The sequence below is a fragment of the Streptomyces sp. NRRL F-525 genome, from assembly GCF_000716605.1.
Classification (GTDB): Bacteria; Actinomycetota; Actinomycetes; order Streptomycetales; family Streptomycetaceae; genus Streptomyces.
The window spans coordinates 211623-229390 of the sequence record NZ_JNXE01000008.1 but is presented as its reverse complement, the minus strand read 5'-3'; the positions used below and the strand labels follow the sequence as shown (position 1 = coordinate 229390).

17 protein-coding genes are annotated in these 17768 nt (G+C 70.7%); 7 read left to right on the top strand and 10 right to left on the bottom strand.

Features of this window, described 5'->3' with window-relative positions:
- Nucleotides 1-2 precede the first annotated feature (2 nt).
- From OO69_RS14910 to OO69_RS14900, 3 genes are all read right to left on the bottom strand, one after another.
- The gene (locus tag OO69_RS14910) at nucleotides 3-1571 is read right to left on the bottom strand and encodes a flavin-containing monooxygenase (protein WP_234444442.1); all 1569 of its coding nucleotides are present in this window, start codon (nucleotides 1569-1571) and stop codon (nucleotides 3-5) included.
- Nucleotides 1572-1573: 2 nt separating this feature from the next.
- Nucleotides 1574-2038 carry a cupin domain-containing protein gene (locus OO69_RS14905; RefSeq protein WP_234444441.1) on the bottom strand — a complete coding sequence of 155 codons (465 nt, stop codon included), beginning with the start codon at nucleotides 2036-2038 and terminating at the stop codon, nucleotides 1574-1576.
- 117 nt (nucleotides 2039-2155) lie between these two features.
- Entirely contained in the window at nucleotides 2156-2941 is a 786-nt protein-coding gene (locus OO69_RS14900; RefSeq protein ID WP_033281148.1) for an IclR family transcriptional regulator, read from the bottom strand.
- Nucleotides 2942-3045: 104 nt separating this feature from the next.
- On the opposite strand from OO69_RS14900, the gene OO69_RS14895 reads away from it, so the two are divergent.
- From OO69_RS14895 to OO69_RS14870, 6 genes are all read left to right on the top strand, one after another.
- Nucleotides 3046-3813 (top strand): SDR family oxidoreductase, encoded by a 768-nt coding sequence (locus OO69_RS14895; RefSeq protein WP_033281070.1) that lies wholly within the window; start codon nucleotides 3046-3048, stop codon nucleotides 3811-3813.
- Complete coding sequence (locus OO69_RS14890) at nucleotides 3813-4316, top strand: cupin domain-containing protein (RefSeq protein ID WP_033281069.1); 504 nt, start codon at nucleotides 3813-3815, stop codon at nucleotides 4314-4316. Before OO69_RS14895 ends, OO69_RS14890 begins: the two co-directional genes overlap by 1 nt.
- Nucleotides 4313-5191 carry an alpha/beta fold hydrolase gene (locus OO69_RS14885; RefSeq protein WP_033281068.1) on the top strand — a complete coding sequence of 293 codons (879 nt, stop codon included), beginning with the start codon at nucleotides 4313-4315 and terminating at the stop codon, nucleotides 5189-5191. The genes OO69_RS14890 and OO69_RS14885 overlap by 4 nt, the downstream gene beginning before the upstream one ends.
- On the top strand, nucleotides 5188-6123 hold the full coding sequence (locus OO69_RS14880) for a 2,3-dihydroxyphenylpropionate 1,2-dioxygenase (protein ID WP_033281067.1): 936 nt from the start codon (nucleotides 5188-5190) through the stop codon (nucleotides 6121-6123). Before OO69_RS14885 ends, OO69_RS14880 begins: the two co-directional genes overlap by 4 nt.
- A gap of 131 nt (nucleotides 6124-6254) precedes the next feature.
- On the top strand, nucleotides 6255-6617 hold the full coding sequence (locus OO69_RS14875) for a nuclear transport factor 2 family protein (RefSeq protein ID WP_033281066.1): 363 nt from the start codon (nucleotides 6255-6257) through the stop codon (nucleotides 6615-6617).
- Nucleotides 6618-6909: 292 nt separating this feature from the next.
- Nucleotides 6910-8928: an ATP-binding protein gene (locus OO69_RS14870; protein ID WP_078652431.1), complete on the top strand. Its 2019-nt coding sequence runs from the start codon at nucleotides 6910-6912 to the stop codon at nucleotides 8926-8928.
- A 116-nt stretch (nucleotides 8929-9044) separates the two neighbouring features.
- Here the strand turns inward: OO69_RS14870 and OO69_RS51935 are convergent, their stop codons facing one another.
- From OO69_RS51935 to rutA, 7 genes are read right to left on the bottom strand one after another with little or no spacing between them, the layout of a single operon-like run.
- Nucleotides 9045-9419, bottom strand: a complete 375-nt coding sequence (locus OO69_RS51935) for a hypothetical protein (protein ID WP_158713392.1) — start codon at nucleotides 9417-9419, stop codon at nucleotides 9045-9047.
- A gap of 38 nt (nucleotides 9420-9457) precedes the next feature.
- Nucleotides 9458-9580, bottom strand: coding sequence for a hypothetical protein (locus tag OO69_RS53540; RefSeq protein WP_267885202.1), 123 nt, complete (start codon nucleotides 9578-9580; stop codon nucleotides 9458-9460).
- Entirely contained in the window at nucleotides 9577-10209 is a 633-nt protein-coding gene (locus tag OO69_RS14860) for a LysE family translocator (protein ID WP_033281063.1), read from the bottom strand. Before OO69_RS14860 ends, OO69_RS53540 begins: the two co-directional genes overlap by 4 nt.
- Entirely contained in the window at nucleotides 10206-11294 is a 1089-nt protein-coding gene (locus tag OO69_RS48840) for an FAD-binding protein (protein WP_158713391.1), read from the bottom strand. Before OO69_RS48840 ends, OO69_RS14860 begins: the two co-directional genes overlap by 4 nt.
- Nucleotides 11295-11325: 31 nt before the next feature.
- Nucleotides 11326-11955 carry an isochorismatase family protein gene (locus OO69_RS14850; protein WP_033281062.1) on the bottom strand — a complete coding sequence of 210 codons (630 nt, stop codon included), beginning with the start codon at nucleotides 11953-11955 and terminating at the stop codon, nucleotides 11326-11328.
- The gene (locus OO69_RS14845) at nucleotides 11952-13463 is read right to left on the bottom strand and encodes an MFS transporter (protein WP_033281061.1); all 1512 of its coding nucleotides are present in this window, start codon (nucleotides 13461-13463) and stop codon (nucleotides 11952-11954) included. The genes OO69_RS14850 and OO69_RS14845 overlap by 4 nt, the downstream gene beginning before the upstream one ends.
- Nucleotides 13464-13494: 31 nt before the next feature.
- Entirely contained in the window at nucleotides 13495-14568 is a 1074-nt protein-coding gene (gene rutA, locus OO69_RS14840; protein ID WP_033281060.1) for a pyrimidine utilization protein A, read from the bottom strand.
- Between the two features lie 262 nt (nucleotides 14569-14830).
- Here rutA and OO69_RS14835 point away from each other — a divergent pair, with 262 nt between their 5' ends.
- Nucleotides 14831-17767: a SpoIIE family protein phosphatase gene (locus OO69_RS14835; protein WP_033281059.1), complete on the top strand. Its 2937-nt coding sequence runs from the start codon at nucleotides 14831-14833 to the stop codon at nucleotides 17765-17767.
- Nucleotide 17768 lies beyond the last annotated feature (1 nt).

The following is a 17768-nucleotide window of genomic DNA, read 5'->3' as shown; positions in this document are numbered from 1 at the left end:
TCTCAGCCCTGCGAAGGAGACTTCGTCAGGCTCTCCCGTCCCGGGCTCCCCGGGACGGGAAGCGTGCGGGGCAGGTCCCGGTCTCCGGGCCCGACCGACGCGAGGCGCTTGAGCAGCACCGGCGTCAGGCGTCGGTACGCGGCCGGGTCGACCGGGCCGAGCCAATGGGCGGCGCGGACAAGCGGGTTGATGTTGAGGTCCAGGTCGCTGAGCACTTCGTCGGCGTTGTGCATGGAGAACGGGATGATCTTGGTGCCGCGGCAGTGGTGGGTGTCGGTGGCGAGGTCCATGAAGGCCAGTTGGTCCACGACCGCGTCCCGCATGGTCTCGGTGTCGGGAGTCGTCAGCGCACCGGCGAGGCCGGCCGCGATCCACAGCGCGGCGAGCTCGGCGTTGAGCGGGCTGAAGAAGGAGGAGTTGTAGCCGTTGAAGTACAGGCCGGGGATCCCGAGGGGCAGGATCTGGCGGTAGAGCATGAAGTTGCCGCGCTCGTCTAGGAGTTGCTCCTGCACCTTCTCGGGCAGGAACGGGACGCCCTGGGTGAAGCCGGTCGCGCAGACCACCAGGTCCGCGGGCAGCACGGTGCCGTCGGAGAGACGGGCGGAGGGCTTGCCGTCCACGACGAGGAGTTGCTCGATGGTGCGGTCGCGGCGGACGGTGATGGCGCCCGCGGTGACGGCCTCGAAGAAGCCCTCGGTCGCGAGGCCGATGGCGCCGCGCACGATGTCCTCCATCGTCCCGCGGGGCACCAAATCGAGTCGCTTGAGGCCGAGTTGGCGTATCGACACCGTGCCGATGGAGTTGATCATCCGGCGGCGCAGGCCGTTGCCGGGGCCGTGCAGGAAGCGTTCGAAGCCGCGCGGGCGGATGTAGCGGAAGAGCCCCTCGCCGAGGCGGGTGAGCAGCAGCATCTTGAAGTTGAGTCTGCCGCCGATCTTGCGCGGGACCTTCCACAGCAGTTGGCGCGCGATCACGTCGGTGCGGGCGGCTACGACGCTGATCGGAACGGCCACGTCGCAGGCCGACTTGCCGTAGCCGACGACCAGGACGCTGCGGTCGCGGGCCTGTTCGGCGTCGTGGAACTCGGTGCCCGCGCACACCTGGCCCCCGGCCGCGGTGAACTCCGCCAGGCCGTCGAACTTCGGCACCGCCGGTTCGCAGAACACCCCATTGGCGACGACGAGCCGGTCGTAGGTCTCCGTGCTGTGGGTGCCCGCGGAGTCGCGGTACTCGACGCTCCACGCGCCGTCGGCGGTCGGGCGGGCCGAGAGCACCTCAGTGCTCAGGCGCAGGACGGGTTCGAGGCCGAAGTGCGCGGTGTAGTCGGCGAGGTAGGACTGGATCTGGGCGCCGTCGGGCCACTCGGGGAAGTCCGCGGGCATGGGGAAGTCGGAGAAGGAGTACTGCGCCTTCGGGCTCTGGGTGGTGACGCCCGGGTAGCGGCGGGTGCGGCTCCACACGCCGCCGACGTCGGGGGTCTTGTCGAACACGTCCGTCCGGTGTCCGGCCTGGGTGAGCACTTTGGCGGTGACCAGGCCCGCGACACCGGCACCGATGATGGCGATCCTCATGATCAGGCGACCTCGGGCGGCAGTTGGAGCTCGATGCCGAAGTCGCCCATGATCTTCTTCATGAGCCCGATGTCCTTCGGGCCGGGCGGCATGTCCGCGAGCGTCTGGTAGTAGGCCTCCAGTCCGGCCGGCGAGACGACGGAGATGACGCGCGACTCCTCCTGGTAGGGGTTGCGGAAGGCGTGGATCACGTCGCGCGGCAGGTAGAGGTAGTCGCCGTGTTCGAGGACGAAGTCCTTGCCGCCGAGGTGCACGTCGAGCCGTCCGGACAGGCAGATGAAGGACTCGTCCTCACGGGTGTGCAGGTGGGGCGGCGGTCCGTCGGTCTCCGGCGGGACCGTGTACTCGAACAGCGAGTACGCGTCGTGTGTCGCGGCACCGTCCGCCTTGAGGGTGATGCCCAGCCCGATCGCCGCGATCTTGTGTCCGTCGCGGGAGGGCAGCATGTAGCCACCGCCTAGAGTCACCGTCGTCTCCTTCCGGTCGCCACCGTGGCCGACCGGCCACGGCGCTGGTCTGCTGCGCCCAGCGTGGGTTCGGAGCGGTCGATGCGCAATGATCCAGTCCCACGCGCTGGGACTTTTTCACCGGCGGGTGCTGTAGGCCCGGGAGGCGGCCGCGGCGGCGAGCCGTACCGCGGGCCCTGCCCGGTCGGCGCGGACCAGGGCGGTGGGCCCGGTGACGGACAGCGCCGCGGCGACGTGGCCGGACGGGCCGAAGATCGGGGCGGCGACGCAGCTCACGCCGATGTTGCCCTCCTCGCGCTCCACCGCCCAGCCCCTGGCCGGCACGGCGGTCAGCTCCCGGATCACGGCTTCCTTGGTGGTCAGGGTGCGCGGGTTGCGCGGCGGCGTTCCGGCATCGAGTACGGCGTCGATGGTCTCGGTCTCGCTGTAGGCGAGGATGGCCCGGCCCAGCGCCGAGCAGTACGCCGGGATGATTCCGCCGACCTGGGAGAGCATCGGCATGGGGCGGTGGCCGGTGATCTTCTCGACGACCAGGATCTGCGCGCCCTCCAGGACGCCGAGCTGCACGGTGGTCCTGGTCGCGCTGTGCAGGTCCTGCAGGCAGGGCAGCACGGCCTCGCGCAGTTCGAGCCGGATCGGCGCCAGGCTGGCGATCTCGAAGAGCCGGTTGCCGATGCGGTAGTGGCCGTGGGGCTTGTCCAGCCAGCCGAGCCGGATCATCCGGTCAGCGGTGCGGTGCGTGGTCGAGCGGGGCAGCCCGCAGCGGGCCACGAGCGCGGAGAGGGTCAGCTCGCGGTGCGCCGCGTCGAAGGCGCCGAGGATCGCCGCCGCGCGCTCCAGGCCCGAGGCCTCGGTCTTGCCGTCCCGCGCAGTGGGACTCTTCTCTTGTTCCCCGGGGGTCATGCCGGTCACGCTAAGGCTGTCCCCGCCCGGCGGACAAGGGGAGGGCTCGGCCACGCCCCTCCCCGCCGGCGGACAGGGGGCGGACTCTGGAGGATGCCAACATCATGCGGACAGCATTGGTCGGCGGCGGTGCGAGCGGTATCGGCCACGCGGTCGCCGAGCGCCTGGCGGGTTCGGGCGACCGGGTGGTGATCACCGGTCGGAGGGCCGACGCCCTCGAAGCGGCGGCCGCGCGGCTCGGCGGCGCGCCGCGCGAGGTGCACGCCCTGGTCAGCGACATGGCCGATCCGGACTCGGCCGTAGCCGCGATGGAGGAGATCGACGACCGGTACGGCGGCCTCGACGTGCTCGTGCTCAACGCCGGCGGTCCGCCGCCCGGCGGGATCCTCGACCTCGACGACGCGCGGTGGCGGGAGGCGTCCGAGCTGTTGCTGCTCGGCCCGCTGCGGCTGGCACGCCTCGCGATGCCGGGCATGGCGAAGCGGGGCTTCGGACGGGTGGTGTTCGTGACGTCCACGGCGGTACGGCAGCCCCAGCCCGACCTGGCCGCGTCGGTGGTGCTGCGCTCGGCGGTCACGGCCGCGGCCAAGCTGCTCTCCCGCGAGTTCGCGGCCCAGGGCGTGACCGTCAACTGCGTTGCCCCCGGCGCCACTTCGACCGAGCGGCGGACGCAGATCCTCACCAACCGGGCACGCGCCGCCCACCGCGGCTTCGACGAACTCGACGCGCAGGACCTCGCGCACATTCCGGCCGGGCGGGCCGCGCTGCCGGCGGAGATCGCGGCGGCCGTGGCGTTCCTGGCCTCCGACGAGGCGGCGTACATCAACGGGACCGTGCTCACGGTCGACGGCGGAAGGACGGAGACGATCTGATGGCGGACTCAGGATCCGGCTTCACCATGGGTGATTTCCTCGGCTCGATCCACGACACCGTGCAGCCCGGTGCGGCGCGTCCGGTGGTCGTGCACGCCGACGAACTCGCGCCCCTGCCGGCCGACCAGGTGCACAACCCGACCGTGCTGGCGATCGCCGGACTGCTGCCGACGGCCAGTTTCGAGCTCTTCCGCCAGACCATCCCGGCGGGTCTCAGCTCGGACATGCAGCGCCACCATCACGAGACGGTGCACTTCGTCATCAGCGGGAACGGCCACAGCGAGATCGAGGACGACACCGAACCCTGGGCCACCGGCGACTTCATCTACACCCCGCCCTGGACCTGGCACCGCCACTACAACGACTCCGACACCGAGCCGGTCGAGTTCCTCACCATCGAGAACTCCCGCCTGCTGAACCTGCTGGGCGTCGGACGCCGGCAGAGCGCGGGCCTGGTCACGGTCGCGGAGGCCCGCGCACGATTCAAGGAGGAGCAGGCATGAGCCCGCTGCCCGCCCACATCGGCATCTGGGGCGAACTGTCCGACGTGGAGCACGAGTTGCGCTTCGTCGACGTCGCCGGCGTCCGCACCCGCGTCCTGCGCGCGGGGTCAGGCCCCGACCTGATCCTGCTGCACGGCACCGGCGGACACCTGGAGGCCTACGCCCGGGACATCGCCGGGCTCGCCGCCGACTTCCGGGTCACCGCCTACGACATGGTCGGCCACGGCTGGTCCGACCTGCCGGACCGGCCGTACACGATCGACGTGCTCTCGGATCATCTCCTCGGCCTGATGGACGAGTTGGGGATCGACGCGGCGCACCTCTCCGGCGAATCGCTCGGCGGCTGGGTCACCGCGTGGACCGCGGCGTACCACCCCGACCGCGTCGAACGGCTCGTGCTCAACACCCCCGGGAACATCGCCAACAAGCCCGAGGTGATGGTCAAGATGCGCGAGAGCACCCTGGCCGCCGTCCGCGACCCGAGCGACGAAACCGTGCGCCGCCGCGTCGAGTTCCTCTTCCACGACACGTCGATGGTCACCGACGAGCTGGTGAACCTGCGCCGCGCGGTCTACGGCCGCCCCGGCTTCCTGCGCGCGATCGAGAACACCTTGGTGCTCCAAGACCCGGAGGTACGCAAGGAGTTCGCCTGGGACCCGGCCTGGGTCGGCCAAGTCACCGCACCCACCCTGCTGTTGTGGACCGACCACGACCCGACCGGCGGACTCGACGAGGCGGCGATGCTCCAGAGCTGGCTCCCCGACGCCCGCCTGCACGTCATCGAGGACGCGGGCCACTGGCCGCAGTGGGAGAAGCCCGCCCAATTCCTGCGCGCCCACCGCGACTTCCTCCTCCTCGGCAAGGACCCGGTATGAGCGACATCCTCGGCCTGGTCGCCCTGTCCCACTCCCCGTTCGCCACCCTGCTGCCGCCCGACGGCCCCGAACAGCCCGGCGGCCGCTTCCTCGCGGAGGCGGCCCGGCTCTCCCGCACGGTCGCCCGGCTCGCACCCGACGCGGTCGTGGTCATCGGCCCCGACCACTTCCACGCGAACTTCTACGACGCGATGCCGCCGTTCCTCATCGGCGTCGAACACGCCGTGGGATTCGGCGACTTCGGCAGCAGGCCGGGCCCGCTGCCCGTCGCGCGCGACCTGGCCTGGTCCGCCTACGACGGGCTCACCCGCGCGGGCTTCGACCTGTCGCTGTCGTACTCGCTGACCGTCGACCACGGGCTCGTGCAGAGTTACGAGATGGTGTGCGGCGGCGCCGACATCCCCATGGTGCCGCTCGTCGTCAACACCGCCGCTCCCCCACTGCCGACCATGGAGCGCTGCATCGGCTTCGGCCGGGCGCTCGGCGACGCCCTGCGCGACGACGGCGCCGCCGGCCGGGTCCTGCTCATCGCGAGCGGCGGACTCTCCCACTGGCTGCCCACCAACGACCCGCGCGATCCGGCGATGGCCGAGGACCGCCGCCACTCGGTGATCCACGGCCGCGAGGACGCCCAGGCCTTCGCGGCCGCCCGCGAACCCCGGGTCCGGGCGATGGGTGGCGACCCGCACGCGCACGTCAACAGCGCGTGGGACCGCTGGTTCCTGAAGCAGTTGGGGACCGGGGAGTCCGAGCCGATCGCGGCGCTCGGCGACGCGGGTCTTGAGGAGCAGGCGGGCAGCGGCGGGCACGAGATCCGTACGTGGCTGATCGGGCAGGCGGCGGTACGGGCGCCGCTGGTGTGGAGTGCGTACGAGCCGGTTCCGGAGTGGATCACCGGGATGGGGATCGGGGCGACCTTCGAGGTGGAGTGAGGTGCCCGGTTCGGCGGCGGCGTCGCGGGCTGGTCTCAACTGGGCTTCGCTCAGACCGAGTTGGACGTGCCCGGGCGTGGCGCCCGGCCTAAGATCGACACGACGGAAGTGGAGAAACGAAAGGAAACCGCGTGTCCGCGTTCCCCGACAACCTCCGGAAGGCGATCTCGACCCATGATCTCGAAGCGCTGGTCGCCTGCTTCACCGAGGACTACCGCTGCGACATGCCGACCCACCCGGCGCGGAGTTTCGTGGGACAGGAGGTCGTACGCAAGAACTGGACCGGCCTCTTCGCCCGCGTCCCGGACATCGAGGCGCGCGTGCTGCGGTCCGTGCGGGACGGGGACGTCGTCTGGAGCGAGCGGGAGATGTCGGGCACCGCTGTCGACGACACGCGTTTCCTGGTGAGGGGTGTGGTCGTCGCGCACACCGAGGGCTCCCGGGTCGCGCAGGCGAACTTCTATCTGGATCCGGTCGAGCGGGACGGTGCGTGAACTTCCCGCCGGTCAGCGGAAGATGGAGGGATCACGCTCCGAAAATCCGTGCCCGCATCCGTACCTCTCAGCGACCGCCGAGCCGTTCCGCCTGGCGCAACGGCCCTTCGCCGGAGTCCATGGAGAGGCCGCCGAATCGATACACCCTCGACGGCACTTCACTCCGTCGGCCACCACAACCGTCCGATCGAATTGTTGCCAACTCCGATCACTTGTGACCGTTTCCGATGAGGGGGTTTAGGCGCTCGTCCGGGCCGTGCAGGATGGGACCGTGTTAGGCAATCTCCCAGTGATGACGACCAGCTTTGTCGGCCGCGACAGCGAACTCGACACAGTCAAAACGGCGTTGACGCGGCAGCGATGCGTCACGCTCACCGGTGGCGGCGGGGTCGGGAAGAGCCGGCTGGCGCTGCGTGTCGCGGAGCAGGTCCGGGGGCAGTACGCCGACGGGGTCTGGTGGGTCGACCTGTCCAACCTCTACGACGACCGGCTGTTCACCGCGACGGTCTGCGACGCCGTAGATCTCCTGGACCACAATCCGCGCGCCCCGGTCGAGGCGCTGTGCGAGTGGCTGACCGGCCGGCAGATCCTTCTCGTCTTCGACTGCTGCGAACGCGTGTTGGCCTCCTGCCTGCTCCTGGTGAGCGAACTCCTCGCCGCGGCACCGCAGTTGACCGTGCTCGCCACCAGCAGACAGGCCATCGGGGTCCGGGGGGAGCACCGTGTCGAGGTGGCTCCGCTCTCCATGGAGGAGGGTGGCAGCGGAGACGCCGTACGGCTGTTCCGGGAGCGCTGTGCCACGGCCGCGCCCGCGCTGTCCCTCGACTCCCCCGGTTCCGCCGAAGCCGTCGATGCCATTTGCCGCCGGCTGGAGGGAATCCCGCTCGCCGTCGAACTCGCCTGCGCGCGCCTGCGGGAGAGCAGCCTCGCGGAGATCGCCGAGCGACTTGGCTCGCGGCTGGACACGCTCGTGGACGAGACGGTGTGGCCGCGGCGGCACCGGGCGCTGCGTACGGCGATCGGTTGGAGCCATGAACTGTGCTCGCCACTGGAGCGGTTGCTGTGGGCCAGGCTGTCCGTCTTCCGCGGCCCCCTCGACGTGGCCGACGCGCAGTCCGTCTGCGCGGGGGGTCCGCTCATCGCGGACGACATCCCGTGGCTCCTCGAGCGGCTGGTCGACCAGTCGGTGCTCCAACAGGTGGGCACCCGCTTCCGGATGCTCGACACACTGTGCGAGTACGGCGCCATGTGGCTCGCGGAACTCGGTGAGGAGGACGCCCTCGCCCGGCTCCACGCCGAGCACTTCGCCGCGATGCTGGCCGAGGCCGAGGCCGGCTGGCTCAGTGACCAGCAGGTCGCCTGGTACGCGCGGATCTCGGCGACCCACGCCGACGTACGCGCCGCACTCGACCACCTCATCGAGGCGGATCCCGACGCCGCCGTCGAGATGGCGGGCCGCACGGGCCTGTTCTGGCCCTGCTGCGGACACCTCCACGAATCCCGCGACTATCTCGAACGCGTCCTCGCCCTCGACACCCCCAAAGGCCCGTCCCGCACCCGCGCGCAGTGGGCCCTGGGCATCACGCTCACCCTCCAGGGCGACCACCGGACCGCCCTGCGCATCGGCGAGGAGTGCACCGAGGCGGCACGGGAGGACGGCACCCCGCAGTCCGAGCTCTTCGCCGCCCACACCCTCGGCCTCACCCACCTCATGGCGGGCCGCCCCGAGGCCGCTTACGACGTGTGCGACCAGGCGCTGATCAGCCACGGCACATCACCGCCGTCGGGCGCGCCGCAACTGTGCTGCATGGTGATCCGGACCTTCGCCCACTCCGCGCTGGGCCGCCTGGCCGAGGCCTACGAGGCGGCCATCGCCCTGCGCCGGCTCAGCGTCCGGTACGGCGAGCACTGGGCCCGGTCGTACGCGTTCCACCAACTCGCCTTCATAGACCTCCTCCAGGGCCGCGCGCACGACGCCGAACTCCATGCCCGGGCCATGCTCACCAGCAAGCACAACCTCAACGACAACCTCGGCATCGCCCTCGCGCTCGACCTCCTCACCGGGGCGAACGCGGTCCAGGGCAACGGCATCGCGGCCGCGCGCACGTCCGGCACCGGGAACACGTTCTGGCGCATGCTCGGCCACCCGAACCACGGCACCCCCGAACTCTCCGAGGTCCGCGACCAGTGGGAGCTGCAGGCCCGCAAGTCGGTCGGCGACGACGCCTACGACAAGGCCTTCACCAACGCCCTGAACGACGACGCGGAACAGGGCCTCGCCCTGGTGATGCAGGGGCCGCTCGCCTCCTGACCACGGGCTTCGCGGTCAGGAGGCGAGCGGGAGCCTGCCGTGCGCCACGCAGGAAGCCGAGGGGAGAGCATCTGCTCCTATGCCCTGTGCGGCTTCCGCGATGGGTCACACGCGGTTCAGGGGTAGCAGCGCGAGCGGATGTCGATACGGATACCGTTCACGTAGCCGTAGGGCGGGATGCTCAGATAAGCCCGGCGTCCCGGTTCGACGCAGCTGGTGTAGCCACGGCTGTAGTGGAAGTACGCGGCACCGTAGCGCCGGGCGTTGTAGGCGTACGTGACGTCGGTACGCCGGAAGGGCTGCCAGTAGCCCGCGTCTTTGTAGTTGCCCACCATGATCTGGCCCGAGTACACGCAGACGTACGGATGCCAGCATGGACTGAGCGACGAGGATGAGGCCTGAGCTGCCGGTCCGGCCACCAGACCTGCCCCTATGAGCAGAGTGGCCGACGCGCACAGCACGGCGAACCGTTGCGCAAGACGATGACGCATGTCGTTTTTCCCCCCCAGTTGTTCGGACGACGAGCTCATCAGTGCTCGGCCTCGAACAGGAGGGCGTGCGCGGGTGGTTCGGAGGTGTGCGTACGGGAGGCGGCCGCCCCCGCGCCCTGCTTCACGCCAGTGCCGTGCGGAAGGTGTTGACGGTTCGTCACGCCTGCGACTGGTCCGTCGCCAGCAGCAGGGCGAGCGTGCCGAGCGCGGCTCCCGTGACGTACCGCTGTATCCGCAGCCAGGCGGGGCGCGCCGCGAGGAAGTTCGAGAGGGTGCCCGCGGCCATGATGATGACCAGGTTCGCGCACACACTCACGGCGACCTGGATGCCGCCGAAGGCGAAGCCCTGGAGGAGGACGTGGCCCGCCCGGGTGTCCACGAACTGCGGCATCAGGGAGAGGTAGAGCAGGGCGATCTTGGGGTTGAGGAGGTTCGTGACGAGGCCCATGACGAAGAGGCGGCGGGTGGAGGTGTCCGCCATCTCTCGCGGGGCGAAGACGGATGCGCCGTCCGATCTGAAGGCCTGCCAGGCGAGCCAGCCCAGGTAGGCGGCGCCCGCGATCTTGAAGGACGTGTACAGCACGGGGACTGTTCTCAGCACGGCCATCAGGCCGAGGTTCGTCACCACCACGAAGACCAGGGCGCCGACCGCGACCCCGCCCAGCGACACCACCCCGGCCCGGCGGCCCTGGGCGATGCTCCGCGAGACCATGTACATCATGTTCGGCCCGGGAGTGATCACGACGCCGAGGGATATCGCGGCCACGCTGATCCCGTTGCCCAGGTTCACCGTCGGTGCTCCGCGCCGGCGTCGGAAGGCCGCGCTCCACCCCGGTGAACGGGCTTCCAGGCCAGTTTCCCGGAGTCGTGCACGACCGCGTTGCCGGTGATGCGAGCGGCCGTCGAGGGGAAGTCCTCGCGGTGGTGCGCTCCGCGCGACTCCTCGCGGAGCAGCGCGGCCTCGACGATCAGCCGGGAGGCCAGCAGGAGGTTCTCCAGGTCGAGACACGTCTGTACCTGGCCCGCGGCCCGGGGCCCGGAGGCGATGTCCAGCTTCTCCCGGCGCTCCTCCAGCGCCGCGACCGTGTCGGTCATCGCCAGGAGGTCACGGGCCGTACGGATCGGGCCGGCCTTCAAGTACATCTCCCGCCGCAGGAGTTGGAGCAGGGCCTCGGGGCAGGCGCCGTCCGGCGAGACGTCCATGCGGTAGGGCCCGGTGACCCGGATGTGTTCTTCCTTCCGCCCCGTACCACCTCCGAGGGCCGCCGCGTGCCGACCGGCGATGCGACCGAAGACGAGGGCTTCCGACAGACCGTTCCCGCCGAGGCGGTTGGCACCGTGGACGCCGCCCGCGGTCTCGCCCGCCGCATACAAGCCGGGGATCGTGGTGCGGGCCGAACTGTCGGTCCGGAGTCCGCCCATCAGGAAATGCGCGGTGGGACGGACGGCGAGTACCGACGCGTCCGCCGAACCGAATCCGGGGTTGATCAGGCAGAGACGTTCGTACAGGGCCGGATAGCGCTCCGGGATCAGATGCGCGCAGGCACCGAGATCCAGCCGGACCGTTCCATCCGCGAAACCGCGCCCCTCCATGATCTCGCGGTACGCACCGCGCGACACCTTGTCCCGGGTGGCCTGTTCGCCCAGCGGGTCGTAGCGCAGCATGAACCGCTCGCCGTCACGGTTGAGCAGGGTCGCGCCGTCGAACCGTACGGCTTCCTCGACCGGCATTCCGTCGTACGTCGGTACGTCCGACGCGAGCCCGGTGGGATGGAACTGGACGTACTCCATGTCGATGGCCTCGGCGCCGGCCCGCAGGCCGAGGGCGAGACCGTCGCAGGTCTTGTCCGTGGAGGCGGCCGACGGCGCGTACATCGAGGTGCCCCCGCCACTCAGCACTCAGCACTCAGCCGAGAGAAGCGAGATACCCCTGAACCCGCCCGAGCGCCCACACCTCGCCGATCTTGTGTCTGATGTCGAAGAGGTTCGCCGCGTGGATGTCGGGATCCCGGTCGCCCACGGCCTCCTCGACCACGACCGGCACGAACCCGTACTGCATGGCGTCCAGCGCGGTGGCCCGGACACAGCCGCTCGTCGACAGTCCGCCGATGAGCAGGGTGTCGATGCCGTTGGCCGTGAGATGCGCGGCGAGTCCGGTGTCGAAGAAGGCGCTCGGGCACTGCTTCGTCACGGTCAGTTCGTGCGGCTCCGGCGCCAACCCGTCGATGAACTCGCCGAAGGGGCTGCCCTCCGCGAACACCCCCAGGACCGGCACCTTGCGTAGGAACAGGCCGCCGTCGCTCCCGTCCGCCCGCAGCAGCACCCGCGTCACGATCACCGGGATCCCGGCCCGGCGTGCGTCGGCCAGGAGGAGCCTCATCGCGTCGGCCGCCGGTTCGACGCCGGCGTAGAGCGGGCAGTCCGGGTCGACGTAGGCGCGGGCGGGGTCCACCAGGATCAGGGCCGGGGACGTGCCCGGGGTGAGCCGGCCGTCGAAGCCGGCGCGCTCATAGTCCTCCTGTGCGGAACCGGTCATGTCGATGCCCTTCGTGAAGTGGCGGACTCCGGTGGGGAGTTGACGACGGCCGCGTCGGCAGTACGGGGTGCCCGCAGCGATGTGGGAAACGCCAGGCAGATCACTCCCCCGACCACGACGATGCCCGTGAGGACGAACCCCGTGGCGCGGATGTTGGCGACGAAACGGTCCAACTCGCCCGAGCCGAGGACGTTCAGCGTGTTCAGTGTCCCGTCGTACGCGGCCTGCCGGGCCGGTTCGCTCAGCCCGGTCGTCGTGAACGCGAGCGCGAGGGCCGTACTCAGGAGGTAGCCCACGTTCTGCGTGGTCGACCGCAGGCCGTTGGCCATGCCACGCCGGTCGGCCGGCGCGGACAGCATCAGCGCGCTCGTGCTCGGCGTCATGAACAACCCGGTGCCGGCCCCGACGAGGAAGAGGAACGGGGCAACGGCCAGGAACGGCACGGTCGTCGTCGAGAGTGTCAGCGAGAAGCCCAGCAGTCCGCACGCCGTCACCGCCATGCCCGTTGTCGTCAGGGCGCGCGGGGTGAAGCGGTCGAACAGCGAACCCGCGGCGGCCGAGGTGAGCAACGTGCCCACCGCGACCGGTGTCACCAGCACCCCCGCCTCCAGGGAGGTGGCGCCACCGACCGCCTGTTCGTGCAGGGACGCCAGGAGGACGACGGCGTAGCTGCCGACGGCGTTGGCGAGGACGGCCGCGAGCACAAGGGCGATCGCGCGGGTGCGCAGCAGCGCCACGTCGACCAGGGGATGCGCGCGGCGCGTCTGGACCGCGACGAAAGCCGTGAACAGGGCGAGGGTCGCGGCGCCGCAGGCCCACGGCAGCCAGGAGGCGACAGTGGACGTGACACCGGGTGTGAGGGTGAGGACGAGGGCGGTCAGCATGGCCGTGGACAGCAGGGCGCCCGGCAGGTCGAACGGTTCACGGGCCCTGCCGACCCGCTCCACACCCGCCGGAACCGACAGGACCGACGCGCCGATCGCGACCAGCCCGATCGGTACGCAGACGACGAACAGCCCACGCCAGCCGAGGAGTTGGGTCGCCGCGCCGCCGACGACGGGTCCGGCGACCTGGGCCGTGGCGGCCACGGTGACGTTCCAGCCGAGGGCCCGGCCCAACGTGCGTGCTGGGAACACGTCGGTCAGCAGGGCCGTGTTGTTGGTGATCACGGCGGCGGCGCCCACGCCCTGCACGACCCGGGCCGCGATCAGGAACCCCGCCGACGGGGAGAGCGCCGCGAGCCCGGTCCCGGCGGTGAAGACGACGAGCCCGGCGAGATACAGGCTGCGGCGGCCGACGATGTCGGCGAGCCGGCCGAAGACGAGGATCAGGGCGGTGGTGACCAGCATGTAGCCGAGCAGGATCCAGTCGGCCTGCCCGGGGTCGGCACCCAGCTCCCGGGTGATGGTGGGCAGCGCGACGGCGAGACCGCTCATGTTGAGGAACACGGCCACCACCCCCACGGCGGTGGCCGCGAACACCCGCCACGGACTGCGGCCGACGGTCACGACCGCCCGCCCGGACCGTCCGGAGCGACGGTCACCCGGCCTGCGACCGTGACTTCATCAGCGGCTGGATGCGCGTGCCGAAGTTCTCCAGGCCCACGAGGAAGTCGTCGAAGACGAGCATGATCCCCTTGGTGCCCTCGACCTCGGCGACCTCGTCGAGCAGCTTCGCGACGGTCTCGTACGAGCCGACCAGCGTGCCCATGTTGAAGTTGACCGCGCCCTCGGGCAGCACGATGGTCCGGGCGGTGGAGGTGTCGTCGGCGGTGGTGTCAGTGGCGGATTCGCCGGCCATGTACGCCAGCGCCGCGTGGTCGGCGTTGTCGTGGTAGTCCTGCCACTTCGCCCGGGCGGCCTCGTCGGTCTCGTCGGCGATGATCATGAAGAGGGAGAGCGCGCCGACGTCACGGCCGGTCCCCTCCGCCGCGTCCACGAGCGAGGCCACGGTGTCCGACAGGGCAACGGGGGTGTTGACCCCGCTGCCCAGGATGAAGTTGTACTCGGCGTGCTCGGCGGCGAACCGGATGCCCGTGGGGCTCTGCCCGGCCGCGACGATGTCGATGTGCCCGTCCGTCGGGCGCGGCGAGAGCACGCAGTCGTCCATCTCGTAGAACTCGCCCTTGAAGTTGCTGACGCCCTCGCTCCACAGCTCCTTCATCACCGTGACGTACTCGGCGGCGCGGGCGTAGCGGTTGCCGAAGTGTTCGTCGCCCGGCCACAGGTCCATCTGGGAGTACTCGCCGGGTGCCCAGCCGGTGACGATGTTGATGCCGAAGCGGCCGGGGGCGATGGAGTCGATCGTGGTGGCCATGCGCGCGACGATCGCCGGGGGCAGGACGAGGATCGGGGTGGAGGCGTACAGCTTGATCCGTTCCGTCACGGCGGCCAGGCCCGCCATCAGCGTGAACGACTCCAGGTTGTGGTCCCAGAACTCGGTCTCGCCGCCGAAGCCCTTGAGTTTGATCATCGACAGCGCGAAGTCGAGCCCGTGCTCCTCGGCCTTCTGCACGATGGCCTTGTTGAGCTCGAAGCTCGGCAGGTACTGGGGTGAACTCTTCGATATGAGCCAGCCGTTGTTGCCGATGGGGATGAATACGCCGATGTCCATGCCGCTCCTGTGTGACGGGTGGGCGGGGGTGAGTCTGACGGGGTGACAACGTCCGGACATGATCAAGGGGTTCCATACCCCGTTCACGACACCCCGTTCCCCCGGATGCCGAGTATTGTCACCCGAGCGAACACGGGTGGACGACCGGGGCAACTCGGTCTGGACCGCTGCCTGTTGAGAGCCGTGTGCGAGAGCGGGAGTCAAAGGTGAGAGTCCTGCGCAGCACCGCGTTATGTGAGGCGGGAACGGTAAAATTTACGGTATGAACGCACGTCTGGCCCTGCTCGGCACCGTGGACCCCGGCGTCACCGAGAGCGAGGTCTTCCGGCTGGCACTGCAGCACGCGGTGGGCGAGCTGGGCGCGCTTGGGGGAGCGATTCATCTGCGCGGCCCGATGTCCGCGCTGCGGCTGGTGTCGTCGACCGGTCTGCCGCCCGCCCTCACCCGCCCGTGGGAGATCATCGACCAGGAGGGCCCGACGGCCCCGGCCCGGGCCCTGCACCAGGGCAGCGGGGTGTGGGAGCCCGTGTCGTCCGCGCCCACGGGGCGCGATCTGACCTGGCCCGGTACCGGTCTGGCCGCCGTACCGGTGTCCGGCGGGGACCGCAGCATCGGCACGCTCACGGTCCTCATGGGGGACCAGGGCGAGCCCACCCCGCGGCAGTGGAACTTCCTGCGGGACCTGGTCGCCTGGACCGAAGAGCGCATGCGCCAGGCACCACCGCCCTCGCGGCCCTTCCAGCCGGAGCTCAGCGGCCACCGTGACCGGCTTCGCCAGGCGCTGAAGGAGGTCAGCGTCGGCTCGTGGGACTGGGACATCCAGGGCGGCGAGCTGATCTGGGACGAGGCGGCCCTGGAGCTGTACGGCACCAGGCCCGAGGACTACACGGCCCGGGTCGAGAACTGGATGGCGTGCGTCCACCCCGACGACCTGGCGCCGACGCTGGACGCGGTGGACCGGGCGATCCGCGAGCACGGCGTGTTCGAGGCCGAGTACCGGGTACGGCGCCTGGACGGCACGTACGGCTGGACGCAGGCCCGCGGCCGGGCGACCTACGACGAGCAGGGCGAGCCCCTCCGGATGATCGGCGTGGGCTGGGAGAGCAACGAGTCCCGCACCGCCCGGGACGCGCTCAGCCGGGCCCTGCGCCACATGAGCGACGGCTTCCTCGCCGTGGACGACGAGTGGCGGATCACCTTCGCCAACCTGGAGGCGGAGCGCACGCTGGGCCTCTCCGAGGAGGAGCTGTTCGGGCGCCTGCTGTGGGAGCTGCCCACCGTACGGAACGTCCCGGGTCTGGAGGACCGCTGCCGGAAGGCCGCAGCCGAGGAGACGCCCGTCGGCTTCGACGCGCAGTTGGAGGGCACCGGCCGCCGTCACCACCTGCGGCTGGTCCCGGGTCCCGACGGAGTCACCCTCTACCTCACCGACGTGACCGAGAAGCGGCAGCACGAGGAGGAGCGCCGGGCGTCCGAGCTGGCGGTGGCCCGACGGGCGGTCCGGATGGGCGAGTTGACGGCCGCCCTCGCCAAGGCGACGACCTCGCAGGACGTGGTGGCCGCGGTCGCCCGCCGCGTGCTGCCGCCGTTCGCCGCCGCCGGGCTCCTGGTGCAGGCCGTCGAGGGCGACCGGCTGCACACCGTGGGCGCGGACGGTTACCCGGACGACTTCCTGGCCACCGTCGACGGCCGTGTCCGGACACCCGGTGAGCCGGGCTGGGACGTGATCGCGACCGGTCTGCCGATGTTCCTCTCCTCGACCTCGGAGTACGCGGCCCACTACCCCGAGCTGGCCGCCAGACCGGAGCGGGCGGGCAAGGAGGCGTGGGCGTTCCTCCCGCTGACCGCGTCCGGCAAGACCTTCGGCGTCTGCGTCGTCGCCTTCGACCGCGCCCGCCGCCTCACCGACGAGGAACGCACCCTGCTGACCACGATCAGCGCCCTCGTCGCCCAGGCCCTGGAACGAGCCCGGCTCTACGACGCCGAGCACACCCGGTCCCGCGAACTCCAGCGCAGTCTGCTCCCCCGGGCCCTGCCCGAGCTCCCGGCGTGCACCGCGGCCGCCCGCTACCTTCCCGCGGGCCAGGGCATGGACGTCGGCGGCGACTGGTACGACATCATCCCGCTCTCCGGCGGCCAGGTGGCCCTCGTGGTGGGCGACGTCATGGGCCACGGCCTCCCGGAGGCGGCGACGATGGGCCGCCTGCGCACCGCGCTGCACACCCTCGCCGACCTGGAGCTGCCGCCCGACGAGATCATGAGCCACCTCAACGAACTCGTCGCCGGCATGGGCGAGGAGTCGTACGTGACCTGTCTGTACGCGCTCTACGACTCGACGACCCAGATCTGTTCCATCGCCGGGGCCGGTCATCCGCCACCGGCGGTGGTCCACCCGGACGGCACCGTGCACTTCCCGCAGCTGTCGGCCGACCCGCCGCTCGGCGCGGCTGAACCCCCTTTCGAGACAGTCGAGTTGAAGGTCCCCGAGGGAAGTCTCCTCGTGCTCTACACCGACGGTCTGGTGGAGTCGTCGAAGCGCGAGATGGACGAGGGCATGGCGGACCTGGCCCGCCTTCTGAGTACGGCGATCCGGTCCGAGTCCGGCGCGGAGGCGGACCTGGAGGACCTCTGCGACACCCTCACCGCGGGCCTCCTCCCCGCCGAGCACTCGACGGCCGACGACGCCGCCCTCCTCGTCGCCCGCCTGCACGCCCTGACCAGCGACAAGATCGCCTCCTGGCCGCTCCCCCAGGACCCACGCGCGGCAGGCCAGGCCCGCCGTCACGTCCGGGAGCAGCTGCGCACCTGGGGTCTGGAGGACCTGACCCCGACCACGGAACTCCTGGCCAGCGAGCTGGTCGGCAACGTCGTACGCCATGCCAAGGGCCCGGTCAGCCTGCGCCTCCTGCACGGCGCCGAACTGATCTGCGAGGTCTTCGACGGCAGCCTGACGATGCCCCGTATCCGCCGCGCCACGGAGACGGACGAGGGCGGTCGCGGTCTGCAACTGGTCACCGCCCTCTCCCAGCGCTGGGGCACCCGCTACACGCCCACCGGCAAATGCATCTGGACGGAACAGACGCTGGCCGCTCCCGGAGCCCGGCAGGAACTCCCCGACGACGCCCTGGAGTTGATGTTCCCGACCGCCGTGGACTTCACCGGGGACCTCGACTCGCTGCCGTTCGGGGACGAGGACTGAC